The following is a 15,942-nucleotide window of genomic DNA, read 5'->3' as shown; positions in this document are numbered from 1 at the left end:
TCCCGCCGGTGATCCCTCGTGAAAAACGCTAAGGCCGACCACTGACAATGGGCCCGTGCAGCTGGAAGCGATCACATGGCAGCGGATGGCCGAGCGACTCGCCGGTCATCTGGACGAACACAAGACCTCCACCGGAACCGGGACTTGGCAGCGCGTGGGCATCGACGGCGCGCCCGCCGCAGGCACCGACGTCCTCGCCGGCCTCCTCGCCGACGCGCTGCGGCTGCGCAGCCGCCCGGTCCTCGTGGTCCCCGCCGGGGGATTCCTGCGGCCGGCCTCCCTGCGTTTCGAGTTCGGCCGCGAGGACGTGGACTCCTACCTCGGTGGCTGGTACGACACCGCCGCGCTGTGGCGCGAGGTGTTCGGCCCGACCGATCCCGGCGGCACCGGCCGGGTGCTGCCCGACCTCTGGGACCCGGTGACCGACCGGGCGACCCGCAGTCCGTACGCCGAACTCCCGCCGGGCGGCGTGGTGGTCGTGCACGGCCCGCTGCTGCTGGGCCACTGGTTCCCCTTCGACCTCAGCGTGCACATCCGGCTCTCCCCGGGGGCGCTGGCCCGCCGCACCGAGGAGTCCGCCCGCTGGACCCTGCCCGCCTTCGCCCGCTACGAGGCGGAGACCGACCCCGCGGCCCGGTCCGACGCGGTGGTCCGGGCCGACGACCCCCGCCACCCCGCCTGGACCGGTCTCACCGGCCCCACCGGCTGACCTGAGGGCCCGCCCCGTCACGGACGTCCGGGATCCGCAACAGCGCCATCCCGGCTCCGTGACGAACGGGATCCGGCCATCGCCGCGGGCCGGAACGCGGCGCTACGTTGACGGCACGCTTCGACGGCGGCCATCCGGTGGCGCCTTGGCAGAGGGAGACGGCGATGGACGGACGCGGCAGAGCGGTTCAGGGTCCGAGACGGCTGCGGCGGCAAGCCTGCGCCGCCGCTCTGGTGCTGTGCGGAACCCTGGCCCTCACGGCCTGCAACGGCGACGACGGCGCCGCGGGAGCGGGAGCCGCCGGTACCACCCCCGGCGCGAGCGCGGCGACCCCGTCGGCCACTTCCGTCTCCTCCGCCCCGACAGCCGCGGCGACCCCGTCCACACCCGCGGCGACCCCGTCCACACCCGCCGCCTCGAAGAAGCCGGCCCCGACCGCCACCACCGCGGCCAAGCCGAAGCCGCCCGCTCCCGGGCCCACCTGCGCCCCCAAGTCGCCGGTCTCGCCGGATGAGATCGCCGTCTACCGCTACACCCCCGAGGGCGGCGCCCTCAGCCTGATCGTCAAGCACGGGAACTGGGGCTGCCCCGTGCCCGGAGGAACGACGCCCTTCGTGACGGTCGGCGAGGAGACCTACATCCCGGTCGCCGACGACGCCGAGATCACTGCCATGGCCCCCATCCTCTCCGGTTCCGTGAGCAAGCCGATCACCGCGCACGAGCTCACCTCGTGGCTGGAGACCCATCCGAACGAGGGCCTGGTGTTCCACTACAACGTGAACCACAGGGGCATGATCGAGACCCTCGGCCAGGAGGAGTACATCCCGTAGCCGCCGCCCGCCGCCCGCCGCCCGCCGCCCGCCGCTGCCCGGGGCCTACGGACGCCCGCCCAGCCGGGTGACCGCCTGCGCGGCCGCACGGCACCCGGCCCCGGCGGCTTCCGTCGGGTCTGCGCCCGCGAGGCGGGCCGCCAGGAACCCGCCGGTGAACGCGTCCCCGGCGCCCGTCGAGTCCACCGCGTCGGCCGACTCCGCCGACACCTCGGCGATCACCCGGCCCCCTTCCGCCACCAGCGCCCCCGCCGCACCCCGGGTGACCACGACCAGCGGAACCCGCCGGCTCAGCTCCGCCGCCGCCCGTGCCGCCCCCGCCGACTGCGGCAGCCCGGCCAGCAGCCGCGCCTCTTCCTCGTTGGGCAGCAGTACGCCGATCCCCGCCACGGCGTCGAGGAAGCGCTCCGGACCCAGCGCGACCAGGAATCCCGCCGAGGCCGGGTCCACGCTCACCGGCACCCCACGGGCCCGCGCCGCCCGCAGCGCGATCCGGGCCAGCTCACGGCTGGTGTCGGCGAAGAAGAGGTAGCCGGACAGGTGCAGATGGGCCGCCCCGTCCAGCAGGGCCGGGGCCCAGTCCTCCGGGGAGAGCCGCAGCGCGGCGCCGCTGTCGGTCAAGAAGGTCCGCTCCGCGTCCTTGCCGACCAGCACCACCACGGTTCCGGTCGGCTCGGCCGGATCGACCACCAGCTGCGGCCGCACCCCCGAGTCCCGCAGGGACTGCTCGTGCCACCGGGCCGATTCGGTGCCGACCCGCGCGAGGAGGCGTACCTCCGGCGCCCCCGCGTGGACCGCCCAGCAGGCCGCGTTGGCCCCGGCGCCGCCCGGCAGGGTGCGGATCCGGGCAGCCGTGTCCGTGGCCGGAGCCAGTGGCTCCGGATGGACCGCCACCACGTCCGTCACCACGTCCCCGACGACCAGCAGGGCCCCGTACGCCGTCACGGGCGGGCCGCCCAGGCCCCCGCGATCCTGGCCCCGAGCGTCACGTTGCCCCGCACCGCCGCCAGGTTGGCCTCCAGTGAGGCCCCGCCCGTCGCCCGTACCAGGAACCCCAGCAGGAACGGCGTCACCGCCTGCCCCGTGATCCCCCTCTCGTGGCACTCTTCGAGGGCCTCGGCCAGGACCCGGTCGTGCAGGTCCGGATCCAACTGCTCCGCCTCCGCCACCGGATTCGCCACCAGCAGTGCCGCATCCGGTCCGCCGACGGCGTCCTGAGCGGCCATCACCGCCGCCACCTCCTCCGGCCGGTGGACGGTCCAGTCCACCGGCTCACCGGAACTGGAGAGGTAGAACCCGGGGAAACGTTCCGTCCCGTAACCCAGCACCCCCACCCCGAGCGTCTCCAGCCGCTGCAGCGTCGCAGGCACGTCCAGGATCGACTTCACCCCCGCGCACACCACCGTGATCCGCGTCCGTGCCAGCAGCGCCAGGTCCGCCGACTCGTCCTGCGTCTGCGCGTACTCCCGGTGCACGCCGCCCAGCCCGCCCGTGGCGAAGACCCGCAGCCCGGCCCGCGCGGCCAGGAGCGCCGTCGCGGACACCGTCGTCGCCCCGGTCGCGCCCGTCGCGAGCGCGGGCGCAAGATCCCGGTGGCCGAGCTTGCGCACGCCCTCGCCGCCGGCGATCCGCTCCAGCTGCGCCTTGTCGAGGCCCGCGTACGCCACGCCGTCGACGACCGCGATCGTGGCCGGAACCGCACCTTCGGCGCGCACCAGCGCCTCCAGTTCCGCGCCCACGGCCAGATTGCGGGGGCGGGGCAGGCCGTGCGCGATGATCGTCGACTCCAGGGCCACGACGGGACGGCCCCGCTCCAGCGCCTCGCGGACCTCTTCGGACAGGACGGGGACCTCGGGTGATGTGTGCATGTCCCATCCATGGCACCGGATGTGCGCCCCCAAACGCGCTCCCGGCCCGCCTTCCCAACCTGTCCGAGTAGCGTCGCCCCACGCACCCCCGGGACACGCACGCCCTCCCCGAGTGGCTCGCCGACCGGTACGACCTCCCGCCCGCGGGCCGCGACGCGGGCAGCGCCCGCCGGGGCCGGGCGCTGAACGGGCTGCTCACCGCACTCCCGGGCGCCGTCCCGCACCACGTGCTCGACGACGCCTGCGGGATCGGGACCCGGACGCCGGGCCCGACCGCCCGGGCCGCCGGCCCACCGGGTCTGGCCGAAACCCTACGGGTGCCGCGCCCCGGCGGCCCGGGCCCTGGATGCGGGACGGGCTGGACAGGTTGACCCCTCGGGCGGGCGGAACCTGGACGTTCTGGTCACCCCGCCGCGCCGGACGGCCGGATTAGGGTGACTCGGCATGAGCACCAGTGAACACGGCCCCGCGTCGTTCGCCGTATCCGTACCGGACGTCGCATTGGAGGTCGAGGACCTCGATCCCGCCCAGATCCTCTCCGGCGAACCCGTCGTGACGGGCAAGGTGTTGTGGGAGTCCCCCGACGGCAAGCAGCTGCGCGGCATCTGGCAGATCACCCCGGGCGTGGTCACCGACACCGAGGCGAACGAGCTGTTCGTCGTGGTCAGCGGCCGCGCCACCATCGAGGTCGAGGGCGGCGAGACGCTGGAGGTGGGTCCCGGCTCCGCCTGTGTGCTCAGGGAGGGCGACAAGACCACCTGGACCGTCCACGAGACGCTGCGCAAGGCCTACCACATCAGTTGCTAGCGGCAGGAGCGGCGGCCGGGTGGCGGCGCGCCGTGAACAGGGCCAGCGCCGCCATCGGCAGCAGCAGACCCGCGCCGATCGCGTTCAGCCAGCCGTAGCCCGCGTGGGACATGACCACGCCGGCGGCCGCGCCGCCCACACCCGCGCAGGTGTTCATCGTGAGGTCGCTCAAGCCCTGTACGGCGGCCCGCGCGGCCTGCGGCACCGAGTCGGTGAGCAGGGCCGAGCCGGAGACCATGCCGGCGGACCAGCCGAGGCCGAGCAGGAACAGGCCGAGAGCGCTCTGCGCGTGGCTCGGCCCGGCGGTGCCGGCGAGCAGGGCGGCGAGCGACAGCAGGCCGGCCGCCAGGCCGATGACCGCCAGCCTGCCGACCCGGTCCGCGAGCCAGCCCATGACCGGCGAGAAGGCGAACATGCCGGCGATGTGACCGCTGATCACCAGGCCGACGAGCTCCAGGCCGGCGCCGTGGTGGCCCAGGTCGACCGGGGTCATCACCATGATGGAGACCATGGCGGTGTGGGAGACGGCGACGGTGACCAGGGCGAGGCGCGCCCGCGGGGAGGACTTGACCGCCGCGAACCCGGCGCGCAGCGAGCGGGCGCCCGGGCTCTGCTCCGCGGGCTCGGCCAGCGCCCGGGCCGTCAGCAGCGGGTCGGGCCGCAGGAACACGCCGATCAGCGTGCCGGTGAGGACGAAGACGGCGCCGGCCCAGACGAACGGGCCCGCCGTCTCGGGTATGGAGGTCCCGGCGAAGCTGCGGCCGGCCGGGGCGGAGAGGTTGGGGCCGAGCACCGCGCCGAGGGTCGAGGCCCAGACGACGACGGCGACGGCTCGGGCCCGGCGGTCCGGGGCGGCGAGGTCGGCGGCCGCGAACCGCGCCTGGAGGTTGGCGGAGGAGGCTGCTCCGAAGGCGGCCATGCCGAGCATCAGCAACGGAAAGCTCTTGATCATGGCGGCGAGGACCACCAGCCCCGCACCGGCGGCGCCGATCCCGTAGCCGAGGACCAGTCCCGGGCGGCGGCCGCGCGCGGTCATCAGGGCGGCGAGCGGCAGGGAGACCGCCGCGGTGCCGATGACGGCGGCGGTGGAGGCGAAGCCGGACAGTGCCTCGGTGCCGCTGACCTGCGTCGCGAGGACCGGGGCCAGGGCGATGCTGATGGGCACGCCGAGGCCGCCCAGCATCTGGCTCGCGATCAGCACTCCGGAGGTGCGGCGTTGGAGCCGGGGCAGGTCCGTGGGGGCGGCGGGCGGGGCGGGCCGGTCGGTGCCGGGTGCGGCGGTCACGCCGTACACCCCCGTCGCGGCGGCGCGGGGCGGTGTCCGGGCGCGGTACGGCCGGAGGCGGTAGGAGTAGTCACCGCGGCAGTTTCCCACCCCTTACCGTCCGACGGAACGGGGACCGCACCCCCAGCCCCGGACCCCCAGCCCCCACCCCCCGCCCCGCACCCCCAGCCCCGCACCCCCCGCCCCGGACCCCCCGCCCCGGACCCCCAGCCCCGCACCCCCCGCCCCGCACCCCCAGCCCCGCACCCCCAGCCCCGGACCCCGGCCCGCGGGGACCCCGCCCCGCGGCCCGCGGCCCCGCGCCCCCGGCCCGCGCGCCACCCGCGATCCGCATGCGCACCGCGGGGCGCCCGTCAGAACAGGGGCTGCGGCAGCACGCCCTCCAGTGCGAGCAGGGTCCGCTTGGTCTCCACCCCGCCGCCGAAGCCGCCGATCCCCCCGTCGTTCTCCACGACCCGGTGGCAGGCCACCACCAGCGGCAGCGGGTTCGACCCCATGGCGTTGCCCACGGCCTGGGCCGCGCCGGGCTGGCCGACCCGGGCCGCGAGCTCCCCGTACCCGACGACCGCCCCGTACGGCACCGAGCGGTCGAGTTCCTGGAGCACCTGCCGGTTGAAGCCGGAGCTGAGCCGCCAGTCCAGCGGCAGCTCGAAGCGCTTGAGCGAGCCCGCGAAGTACGCGGACAGCTGGCGTATCGGCTCGGCCAGCAGTACCTCCCGGCCCGGTGCCGGACGCCAGGCGTCGGCGCCCAGCCGGGAGACGAGGGAGCCGATCATCTTGTCGACGCGGTCCGGTCCGGCATGGAACTCGACCCGGACCAGACCCTCCGGGGTCGCGGCCAGGAGCAGGGGCCCGATGTCGCTGGCGACGACGGTCCATTCGAGGTGCGGCCCGCGGGGCCGCTCGGTGCTGTCCACCCCTCCACCGTACGGGGCGGGTACGACAGCCCGGGCGGCCCGCCGCGGGGCGGCTCAGGACACGAAGCTCCCGAGCACCGCGTCCCGTACGACGTCCGGGGCGTTGGTGATGATCCCGTCCACGCCCATCCCCTGTACCTTCCGCGCCGTCGCCGCGTCGTCGACGATCCAGGTGTCCACTTCCATCGCTTTGCCGTGGGCGCCCAGCAGGCCGTGCACCGCCGCCACCCAGTCGGCCGAGATGGTGGTGTGCCACGGGTTGATCCGGTCCGTGAACTCGGCGTACTTCGGCAGATCGGCGACGGTCGGGGTGCCCAGGAACGCCGTCACGAGGTCCGGGCGCATCCCGTGCACGACGCGTACGGAATCGGCGCTGAAGCTCTGCACGACCAGACGGCGCTGCACGTGGTCCTCGTCGAGCCAACCGGCATCGTCCAGCACCTGGAGCGTCTGCTGCTCGATCCCCGGGTAGAGCTCGGGCTTCTTGATCTCCAGCAGCAGCCGCTCACGGTTGCGCTGCACCCGGTCGAGGTACTCGCGCAGGGTCGGCACCCGGGTGCCGGCGAACTGCTCGCCGAACCAGCTGCCCGCGTCGAGCGTGGCGATCTCCGCGGCGGTGAAGTCCTTGACCCGCCAGGGCTCGCGGTCCGGGAACGCCTGCTCGACGTCCGTGGTGCGGGCCAGGGTGTCGTCGTGGATCACGACCAGCTCGCCGTCCTTGGTGCGCTGGACGTCGTTCTCGACCCAGGCGAAGCCCAGTCGCATCGCGAGGTCGATCGCGGGGAGCGTGTTCTCCGGGGCGTAGGCCGAAGCCCCCCGGTGGGCGTACACGACGGGGCCGAGCACCCCCGGGGAGCCTGCGGGGCCGGTGGAGCCGGTGGGGGAGGTGGAGCCGGTGGGGCCGGTGGCGGCGGACGAGGCCGTCCCGCCCAGCAGGGTCAGGGTGAAGCCCAGGAATGCGGCGGTGGCCGCGGCGGCGGGTCGGACGTACATGCGTTCTCCTCGGTTCGGGAGCCCTGTTCCTGCGTCAGACGCGTGCGGAATGGCAGAAGTTGCGGCGATGCACTTCACGGGGACCTCTACGGCGATCATGCGGTTGAAGATCACCGGGCCGCCACCGAACTACGACAAACGGACCAGAAAGGAGGACTTCCACCCCGCCCGCCGGACCTGCCGGGGCCGCCGCGGCCCCGAGCGGCCGCGTGAGTGTCAGTGGGGGGTCGTACGGTGGAGTCATGCGGCCTGTATCCAAGATCGAACGCACGGTGGCGCCTTTCGAGGTCGTCAGCCCCTACCAGCCCAGCGGCGACCAGCCGGCGGCCATCGCCGAGCTGGAGAAGCGCATCCGTGCAGGTGAGAAGGATGTCGTCCTGCTGGGTGCCACCGGCACCGGCAAGTCGGCGACCACGGCCTGGATGATCGAGAAGCTCCAGCGTCCGACCCTGGTGATGGCGCCGAACAAGACGCTCGCCGCCCAGCTGGCGAACGAGTTCCGCGAGCTCCTGCCGAACAACGCCGTCGAGTACTTCGTCTCGTACTACGACTACTACCAGCCCGAGGCCTACGTACCGCAGTCGGACACCTACATCGAGAAGGACTCCTCGATCAACGAGGAGGTGGAGCGGCTGCGCCACTCCGCGACCAACTCGCTCCTCACCCGGCGGGACGTGATCGTCGTCGCCTCCGTGTCCTGCATCTACGGCCTCGGCACCCCGCAGGAGTACGTCGACCGGATGGTCCCCCTCAAGGTCGGCGAGGAGATGGACCGGGACCAGCTGCTGCGCCGCTTCGTCGACATCCAGTACACCCGCAACGACGTGGCCTTCACCCGCGGCACCTTCCGGGTGCGCGGCGACACCATCGAGATCTTCCCGGTCTACGAGGAACTGGCCGTCCGCATCGAGATGTTCGGGGACGAGATCGAGGCCCTGTCCACCCTGCACCCGCTGACCGGCGAGGTCATCAGCGAGGACCGCGAGCTGTACGTCTTCCCCGCCAGCCACTACGTCGCCGGACCCGAGCGCATGGAGAAGGCGGTCCGCGGCATCGAGGCGGAGCTGGCCGTGCGCCTCGCCGAGCTGGAGAAGCAGGGCAAGATGCTGGAGGCGCAGCGGCTGCGCATGCGCACCACGTACGACCTGGAGATGATGCGCCAGATCGGGTCCTGCTCCGGCATCGAGAACTACTCGCTGCACATGGACGACCGCGAGCGCGGCTCCGCGCCCAACACCCTCATCGACTACTTCCCCGAGGACTTCCTCCTCGTCATCGACGAGTCGCACGTCACCGTCCCGCAGATCGGCGCGATGTACGAGGGCGACGCCTCGCGCAAGCGCACCCTGGTCGACCACGGCTTCCGGCTGCCGTCCGCCCTCGACAACCGGCCGCTGAAGTGGGAGGAATTCCAGGAGCGGATCGGCCAGACGGTCTACCTGTCCGCCACCCCGGGCAAGTACGAGCTCTCCCGCGGCGACGGCTTCGTGGAGCAGATCATCCGCCCCACCGGCCTCATCGACCCCGAGGTCGTCGTCAAGCCCACCGAGGGGCAGATCGACGACCTGGTGCACGAGATCCGGCAGCGGGTGGAGAAGGACGAGCGCGTCCTGGTCACCACCCTCACCAAGAAGATGGCCGAGGACCTCACGGACTACTTCCTGGAGCTCGGCATCCAGGTCCGCTACCTGCACAGCGACGTCGACACGCTGCGCCGGATCGAGCTGCTGCGCGAACTGCGGGCCGGCGAGTACGACGTCCTGGTCGGCATCAACCTGCTGCGCGAGGGCCTGGACCTGCCCGAGGTGTCGCTGGTGGCGATCCTCGACGCTGACAAGGAGGGCTTCCTGCGTTCGGGAACCTCCCTGATCCAGACCATCGGCCGCGCCGCGCGCAACGTCTCCGGCCAGGTCCACATGTACGCGGACAAGATGACCCCGGCGATGGAGAAGGCCATCGAGGAGACCAACCGGCGCCGGGAGAAGCAGATCGCGTACAACACGGCGAACGGCATCGACCCGCAGCCGCTGCGCAAGAAGATCAACGACATCGTGGCCACCATCGCCCGGGAGGAGCTGGACACCGAACAACTGCTCGGCACCGGATACCGCCAGGGGAAGGACGGCAAGGGCGCCAAGGCTCCCGTGCCCTCGCTCGGCGTGGTCAAGGCGGGCCAGGTCACCGTTGGCGGCAAGCAGGTCAAGGGGGCCAAGGCGGCCAAGGCCGCCAAGGACGCCGCGGTGCTGACGGACCGTCCGGCCGAGGAACTGGCGGCGCTCATCGAGCAGATGACCGAGCGGATGCGCGGCGCGGCCGCCGAGCTCCAGTTCGAGGTCGCGGCCCGGATCCGTGACGAGGTGGGCGAGCTGAAGAAGGAGCTTCGACAGATGAAGGAAGCGGGCCTCGCCTGACCCGGGGGCGGTCAGTAGGGTTGGCGTCAGCCGCAGGTACAAGCTGCGCACCCACACGGGGCGGGCCATGGAGAGGGGACAGCGCGTGACGGTCAACATGACCAAGGGTCAGGCCATCAGTCTGCAGAAGCAGGACGGGGGCACGCTGACTGCGGTCCGGATGGGCCTCGGCTGGCAGGCGGCCAAGCGCCGCGGACTGTTCGGCTCGCGGACCCGGGAGATCGACCTGGACGCGTCGGCGGTGCTCTTCGCCGACAAGCAGCCGGTGGACGTGGTGTTCTTCCGCCACCTGCAGAGCGACGACGGCTCGGTCCGGCACACCGGCGACAACCTCGTCGGCGGCGCCGGCCAGGGCGGGGACGACGAGTCGATCCTCGTCGACCTCCAGCGCGTGCCGGTGCACATCGACCAGATCGTCTTCACGGTGAACTCGTTCACCGGCCAGACGTTCCAGGAGGTGCAGAACGCGTTCTGCCGCATCGTCGACGAGACCAACGGCCAGGAGCTGGCCCGCTACACGCTGGACGGCGGCGGCCAGTACACCGCGCAGATCATGGCGAAGGTGTCGCGCGTCGGCGCCGGCTGGCAGATGACGGCCCTCGGCAACCCGGCCAACGGCCGGACCTTCCAGGACCTGATGCCGGCGATCCTGCCGCACCTGTAACCGGACCGGTCCGCAGGACCTGACACGACACGAACGAGCGCAAGGGCACGGGGGAGGGCTGCACGATGACGGCCGAGCTGGTCCGGGGGCAGAACCACCCCCTGTCCCGGACGCGGGTGGAGATCAGGGTCTCGGCGGGTACGCCCGTGCTCGCCCTGGCCTCGGCCTGCGATGACGCGGGCCGGCTGGCCGGCCCCGAGTCGGTGGCCCACCCCGGTGCCCGGAGCCTGCCCGGGCTCCAGGTGCCGCAGGCGGTGGCGGGCGAACACCGCTTCGCCGTCGACCTCGACGCCGTCGCCCCGGCCGTGCACCGGCTCGGGGTGCTCCTCGTCCTGCCGCCCGGCGGGCCGGCGCGGTTCGGCGCGGCCCCCGCGTCGTACGTGGCCGTGGCCGACCCGGAGGGCGCAGAGCTCGCCGGGTACACGCTGACCGGCCTGGAATCCGAGACCGCCGTCGTGGCCCTTGAGCTCTACCGGCGCCAGGGCTCCTGGAAGGTCCGCGCCGTGGGCCAGGGGTATGCCGACGGGCTCGGCGCGCTGCTGGCCGACGCCGGGCTGGGCGCACCGGCCGCCATGGCGCTGGCCGCCGCCGTCGTGGACGCGGTCGCGGTCGCGCCGGACGGGGCCGCACTCGCGGCGCTGCCCGCCGCACCGCTGCCCGCCGACGCCGCCCCCGGGGCGCCGCTCGGCCTCCCGCAACCGCAGTCCGCCGGGGCGGGTACGACCCCGGCGGCCCCCGAGCAGCCGGAGCCGGTCGCGGTGCCGGTCTCCGGAGTCCCGTACCCCGGTCCGCCGGGCCCCGCCCCCGCCGACTCCGGGGACTCGGACGAGGGCCCGCCCACGCTCAGCTACGTGCACCCGCGCCGGCGCCGCAGTACCACCGAGCCGCCGGAACCGGCGCCGCGGGCCGCCGAGCCCGAGCAGCCCGGCCGGCCCCCCGTCCCGGTCGCGGGCGACGCCAGTGGCTGGTCCATGGAGGAGCGGCTCTACAACCAGGTCTGGGGCATGTTCGAGGACCTGGCCCGGACGGTGGCCGCCTACCGCAGTGCATGCGACTTCGCCGAGTCGCGGATGGACCGCGAGCTCGACGAGGCGCTGTCCGACCCCCGCCACCGCCTCGGGGACTCCGGCAACGCCGCCCGCGACGAGGCCCGGGCCCGCCACGACGAGCTCGTCGCCCAGGCCAAGGCCGTGCTCGATCGGGACCTCGCCCAGCTGATCGCCGAGTCCGAGGTGGTCGAGCCGGCGCTGCCGGCCGCGTACGCCCGCTGGGCCAACCCCGTCTGGCACGGTCACGGGGTCCCCGAAGAGGCGCCGATGGCCCTGCGCCTCGGCGATCTGCACCTGCCCGAGCGGCCCGACCTGCGCATCCCCATGCTGGTGCGGGTCCCGCTGGAGCGCGGGCTGTGGATCGACAACGGCCGCACCGGCTCCGAGGCCGCGATGACGATGGACACCGACCGGCTGCGCCGGGCCGCCATGGACATGGCTGTCGCCCACGCGGTCCGGCTGCTGGCGGTCCATCCCGGCGACCGGTTCTCCGTGCACGTCATCGACGCTGCCGGGGCGGGTGCCGCCTCCCTGGCGCCGTTGGTCGAGGCCGGGGTGCTGGCCGGGCCGCCCGCCGCCGGGGCCGCCGGGGTCACCCGGACCCTGGAGGAGTTGACCCGGCGGGTGGACCTCGTACAGATGGCCGTGCGGGCCGGGGCCCCCGAGGACCTGCCGGCCGACGTGGACACCGCCGACCAGTTGCTGATCGTGCACGACTTCCCGCACGGCTTCGACGACCGGGCCGTCACCCGGCTGCGGTACCTGGCCGACGAGGGTCCGGCGGTCGGCGTGCACCTGCTGATGGTGGCGGACCGCGACGAGGCCTCGGCGTACGGGCCGCTGCTGGACCCGCTGTGGCGCTCGCTGATGCGGCTGTCGCCGGTGCCGGACAACCACCTCGCCGACCCGTGGGTCGGCCACGCCTGGACCTTCGAACCGGACCTGCCGCCGCGGGGCAGCCGGGTCCTGGAGCAGACCTTGGAGCGGATCGCCGCGACCCGGCGCAATGCCCGCCCATGACCGGCCCTTGGCGTTCTCTTTACCTTTTCGGGGTCTGACGGGTAACCTGGAGCCTGCGGAGGGGAGTATTCCTGCTTTCCTGCTACGGCGTACCCGTCAATACGGACCACTGCGGCCACGAGCGCGCAGTCGGCCCCGGGGCGCTGGCCCACGGCCTCCAGGCCGCCCGGGTGGAAGAGACCTCCGGCAGCGATGACGCTGACATGTGTGCTGAGCCATCTGCCGGAGGCGAATAGACAGTGGACGTTTCGTTGACCCTCTGGGTGCTGACCATTCTCGGTCTGGGCATCCTGATCGGCGCCGATTTCTTCATAGGCCGCAAACCGCACGACGTTTCCGTCAAGGAAGCGGGCATCTGGACGGTCGTCTGGATCGTCCTGGCCGCGCTCTTCGGGCTCGGCCTGCTGTACTTCGGCAACGGCCAGGCCTCCCAGGAGTTCTTTGCCGGCTTCATCACCGAGAAGTCCCTGAGCGTCGACAACCTCTTCGTCTTCGTCCTGATCATGGCGAAGTTCTCGGTGCCCTCCCACCTCCAGCAGCGCGTCCTGCTCGTGGGCGTACTGATCGCCCTCGTCCTGCGCGCCGTCTTCATCGCCGCCGGCGCCGCGATCATCACCTCCTTCGCGTGGGTCTTCTACATCTTCGGCGCGTTCCTGATCTACACCGCGTGGAAGCTGATCCAGGAGGCCCGCAAGGACGAGGAGGAAGAAGAGTTCGAGGAGAACCGCCTCCTCAAGTCGATCGAGAAGAAGTTCGGCGTCGCCGACCGCTATCACGGCACCAAGCTCTTCATCCGCAACAACGGCAAGCGCGTCCTGACTCCGCTGATGGTCGTCATGCTCGCCATCGGCACCACCGACGTGCTGTTCGCCCTGGACTCGATCCCCGCGATCTTCGGCCTCACCCAGGACCCGTACATCGTCTTCACGGCCAACGCCTTCGCCCTGATGGGTCTGCGCCAGCTGTACTTCCTCATCGGCGGCCTGCTCAAGAAGCTCGTCCACCTCAGCTACGGCCTGTCCGTCATCCTCGGCTTCATCGGCATCAAGCTGGTGCTGCACGCCCTGCACGAATCCGGGGTGCACGTCCCGCAGATCTCCATCCCGGTCTCCCTGGGCGTCATCTGCGGTGTCCTGGTGATCACCACGATCACCAGCCTGATCGCCTCGAAGAGGCAGGCGGCCGCCGAGGCCGCCGCCCGCCCGGAGAGCGTCGACGCCTAGCGCCCGTGCCGCGGGCTATGCGGGGGCGGCCGCTTCGGCCGCCCCCGTACCCGCGTCCGGGCCCGACTTCGAACCGAGACCCGTCCGGGCCCGGACGAGCGTCGGGTTCGTCTCCGGCAGCAGCACGAAGCAGACCAGGCCGAGCACGGCGACCGCGGTCAGGTACACGGCCACGCCCCACGGCGGACCGGAGCCGTCCGCCAGTGCCGTCGCCACGATCGGGGTCAGCCCCCCGCCCAGCACGCCGCCCAGGTTGTAGCCCACGGCCGCGCCCGTGCAGCGGATGCGCGGGGCGTACAGCTCGGGCAGGTACGCGCCCACCACGGCGAACATCGTCACCATGCCCAGCAGGCCGCCGAGGCAGCCCAGCGTCATCAGCAGCGGGTCCGCCGTCCGCAGCAGCGCGACGAACGGGAACATCCACACCAGGCACATCGCGCTACCCACCAGACACAGAGGCTTCCGTCCGTGGCGGTCGCCCAGCACCGCCACCACCGGGGTCATCAGCCCCTTGAGCGCGACGGCCGCCATGATGCAGGCCAGCATCACCGTGCGGTCCACCCGGAGGTGCTCCGTGGCGTACGCGAGGGACCAGGTGGTGACCGCGTAGAAGACCGCGTAGCCGGTGGACAGCGCCCCGCCGGTCAGCAGGAGCAGCCGCCAGTGCCCGCGCACCACCTCGGACAGCGGGGCGTCGGAGCGCCGGCCGGTCTCGGCGAGCGCGCGGAACTGCGGGGTCTCCTCCACCGAGCGGCGCAGCCACAGGCCGGCGAGGGCCAGCACGCCCGCCGCCCAGAACGGTACGCGCCAGCCCCAGGCGGCGAACTGGCCGTCGGTCAGAGTCGCGGACAGGGTGAGGGTGATGCCGTTGGCCAGCAGGAAGCCCACCGCCGGACCGGCCTGCGGGAAGCTCGCCCACAGTCCGCGCCGCTGCTCGGGGGCGTGCTCGGCGGTCAGCAGGACCGCGCCGCCCCACTCGCCGCCGAGGCCGAGGCCCTGGAGGAAGCGCAGCACGAGCAGCAGCAGGGGCGCCGCCATGCCGATGGTCGCGTACGTGGGCACGCAGCCGACCGCCACCGTGGCGAGGCCGGTCAGCAGCAGGGAGCCGAGCAGGACCGGGCGCCGGCCATAGCGGTCGCCGATGTGGCCGAAGACCACGGAACCCAGCGGGCGGGCCAAGAAGCCGACGCCGAAGGTGGCGAAGGCGGCGAGGGTGCCGGCGAGCGGGGAGAACGACGGGAAGAAGAGCGGGCCGAGCACGAGGGCCGCGGCCGTGCCGTAGACGAAGAAGTCGTAGAACTCGATGGCGGTTCCGGCGAGCGAGGCCCAAGCGATCCGCAGCATCGAGGGCGGGCGGGGAGGAACCGCGGAACGGGGGAGGGCGGGGGAGGGGTCTCGTTGCATGGTGCAGCAACTACCCCGCCCCACACCCCCAGGACGTGCGTTCGGTCATCTTCGACCGGAAGGAGTGCTTCCTGTCGCGGTGTTGACCAGGACCGGGCGTGCGTTACCAGCCGCGCTCGCGCCATTCGGCCAGGTGCGGCCGCTCCGCGCCGAGCGTGGTGTCGTTGCCGTGCCCCGGGTAGACCCAGGCCTCGTCCGGCAGCTGCTCGAAGATCTTGTGCTGCACGTCGTCGATGAGGCTGGCGAAGGCCTTCGCGTCGCCCCCGGTGTTGCCGACGCCGCCCGGGAAGAGGCAGTCGCCGGTGAACACGTGCGGGTGCCCGTGCGGGTCGTCGTAGACCAGCGCGATCGACCCCGGGGTGTGTCCGACGAGGTGGCGGGCGGTCAGGGTGACCCGGCCGACCCGGATCACGTCCCCGTCCGCCACGGGCACGTCGGTCGCCACCGGGATGCCCTCCACGTCGTCGGCGCCCGCGTACGTGCGTGCGCCGGTCGCCTCGACCACGGCCTGGAGCGCGCCCCAGTGGTCGCCGTGCCGGTGGGTGGTGACGACGGACGCGATGCCGTCGTCACCGATCAGGTGCAGCAGGGTCTCCGGCTCGGCGGCCGCGTCGATCAGCAGCTGCTCGTCGGTGGCCCGGCAGCGCAGCAGGTACGCGTTGTTGTCCATGGGACCCACCGCGACCTTGGAAATCATCAGGTCCGGGAGTTCGTGCACGTCGGCCGGACCGCCGACCTTGACTGCTCCGCTGTACGTCATGT

General features: G+C 72.9%; 14 protein-coding genes. 7 read left to right on the top strand and 7 right to left on the bottom strand.

Annotated features, from left to right (window positions below; translation table 11 throughout):
- Positions 1-55: 55 nt before the first annotated feature.
- On the top strand, positions 56-709 hold the full coding sequence (locus OG974_RS13200) for a uridine kinase (protein ID WP_327282883.1): 654 nt from the start codon (positions 56-58) through the stop codon (positions 707-709).
- Positions 710-873: 164 nt separating this feature from the next.
- The gene (locus OG974_RS13195; RefSeq protein WP_327282882.1) at positions 874-1,539 is read left to right on the top strand and encodes a hypothetical protein; all 666 of its coding nucleotides are present in this window, start codon (positions 874-876) and stop codon (positions 1,537-1,539) included.
- Positions 1,540-1,584: 45 nt separating this feature from the next.
- Here OG974_RS13195 and OG974_RS13190 read toward each other — a convergent pair whose 3' ends face one another.
- The gene (locus tag OG974_RS13190; RefSeq protein WP_327282881.1) at positions 1,585-2,484 is read right to left on the bottom strand and encodes a PfkB family carbohydrate kinase; all 900 of its coding nucleotides are present in this window, start codon (positions 2,482-2,484) and stop codon (positions 1,585-1,587) included.
- Positions 2,481-3,407, bottom strand: coding sequence for a pseudouridine-5'-phosphate glycosidase (locus tag OG974_RS13185; RefSeq protein ID WP_327282880.1), 927 nt, complete (start codon positions 3,405-3,407; stop codon positions 2,481-2,483). The genes OG974_RS13190 and OG974_RS13185 overlap by 4 nt, the downstream gene beginning before the upstream one ends.
- A 444-nt stretch (positions 3,408-3,851) precedes the next feature.
- Here OG974_RS13185 and OG974_RS13180 point away from each other — a divergent pair, with 444 nt between their 5' ends.
- Positions 3,852-4,214 (top strand): cupin domain-containing protein, encoded by a 363-nt coding sequence (locus OG974_RS13180; RefSeq protein ID WP_327282879.1) that lies wholly within the window; start codon positions 3,852-3,854, stop codon positions 4,212-4,214.
- Here the strand turns inward: OG974_RS13180 and OG974_RS13175 are convergent.
- The 3 genes from OG974_RS13175 to OG974_RS13165 all read right to left on the bottom strand — a co-directional run bounded on the left by OG974_RS13175 (position 4,204) and on the right by OG974_RS13165 (position 7,409).
- Positions 4,204-5,397 (bottom strand): MFS transporter, encoded by a 1,194-nt coding sequence (locus OG974_RS13175; RefSeq protein ID WP_371646810.1) that lies wholly within the window; start codon positions 5,395-5,397, stop codon positions 4,204-4,206. The two genes, OG974_RS13180 and OG974_RS13175, sit on opposite strands and share 11 nt — an antisense overlap.
- A 455-nt stretch (positions 5,398-5,852) precedes the next feature.
- Positions 5,853-6,416 carry a methylated-DNA--[protein]-cysteine S-methyltransferase gene (locus OG974_RS13170; protein WP_327282877.1) on the bottom strand — a complete coding sequence of 188 codons (564 nt, stop codon included), beginning with the start codon at positions 6,414-6,416 and terminating at the stop codon, positions 5,853-5,855.
- Between the two features lie 54 nt (positions 6,417-6,470).
- A complete protein-coding gene (locus OG974_RS13165) occupies positions 6,471-7,409 on the bottom strand; it encodes a glycerophosphodiester phosphodiesterase family protein (RefSeq protein ID WP_327282876.1) in 939 nt (312 codons plus the stop codon).
- A 242-nt stretch (positions 7,410-7,651) separates the two neighbouring features.
- On the opposite strand from OG974_RS13165, the gene uvrB reads away from it, so the two are divergent.
- The 4 genes from uvrB to OG974_RS13145 all read left to right on the top strand — a co-directional run bounded on the left by uvrB (position 7,652) and on the right by OG974_RS13145 (position 13,776).
- Positions 7,652-9,820: an excinuclease ABC subunit UvrB gene (gene uvrB, locus OG974_RS13160; RefSeq protein WP_371646546.1), complete on the top strand. Its 2,169-nt coding sequence runs from the start codon at positions 7,652-7,654 to the stop codon at positions 9,818-9,820.
- An 85-nt stretch (positions 9,821-9,905) separates the two neighbouring features.
- Entirely contained in the window at positions 9,906-10,484 is a 579-nt protein-coding gene (locus OG974_RS13155; RefSeq protein ID WP_327282874.1) for a TerD family protein, read from the top strand.
- 65 nt (positions 10,485-10,549) lie between these two features.
- Positions 10,550-12,553 carry a TerD family protein gene (locus OG974_RS13150; protein WP_371646544.1) on the top strand — a complete coding sequence of 668 codons (2,004 nt, stop codon included), beginning with the start codon at positions 10,550-10,552 and terminating at the stop codon, positions 12,551-12,553.
- Between the two features lie 239 nt (positions 12,554-12,792).
- Entirely contained in the window at positions 12,793-13,776 is a 984-nt protein-coding gene (locus OG974_RS13145) for a TerC family protein (protein ID WP_327282872.1), read from the top strand.
- A gap of 15 nt (positions 13,777-13,791) precedes the next feature.
- Here the strand turns inward: OG974_RS13145 and OG974_RS13140 are convergent, their stop codons facing one another.
- Both OG974_RS13140 and OG974_RS13135 read right to left on the bottom strand, forming a co-directional pair.
- Positions 13,792-15,180, bottom strand: a complete 1,389-nt coding sequence (locus OG974_RS13140) for an MFS transporter (protein ID WP_371646541.1) — start codon at positions 15,178-15,180, stop codon at positions 13,792-13,794.
- A gap of 103 nt (positions 15,181-15,283) precedes the next feature.
- Entirely contained in the window at positions 15,284-15,940 is a 657-nt protein-coding gene (locus OG974_RS13135) for an MBL fold metallo-hydrolase (protein ID WP_327282871.1), read from the bottom strand.
- Positions 15,941-15,942: the final 2 nt, after the last annotated feature.

Origin of the sequence: Streptomyces sp. NBC_00597, from assembly GCF_041431095.1 — a bacterium.
Classification (GTDB): Bacteria; Actinomycetota; Actinomycetes; order Streptomycetales; family Streptomycetaceae; genus Streptomyces.
This window is presented reverse-complemented; position numbering and strand designations above follow the sequence as displayed.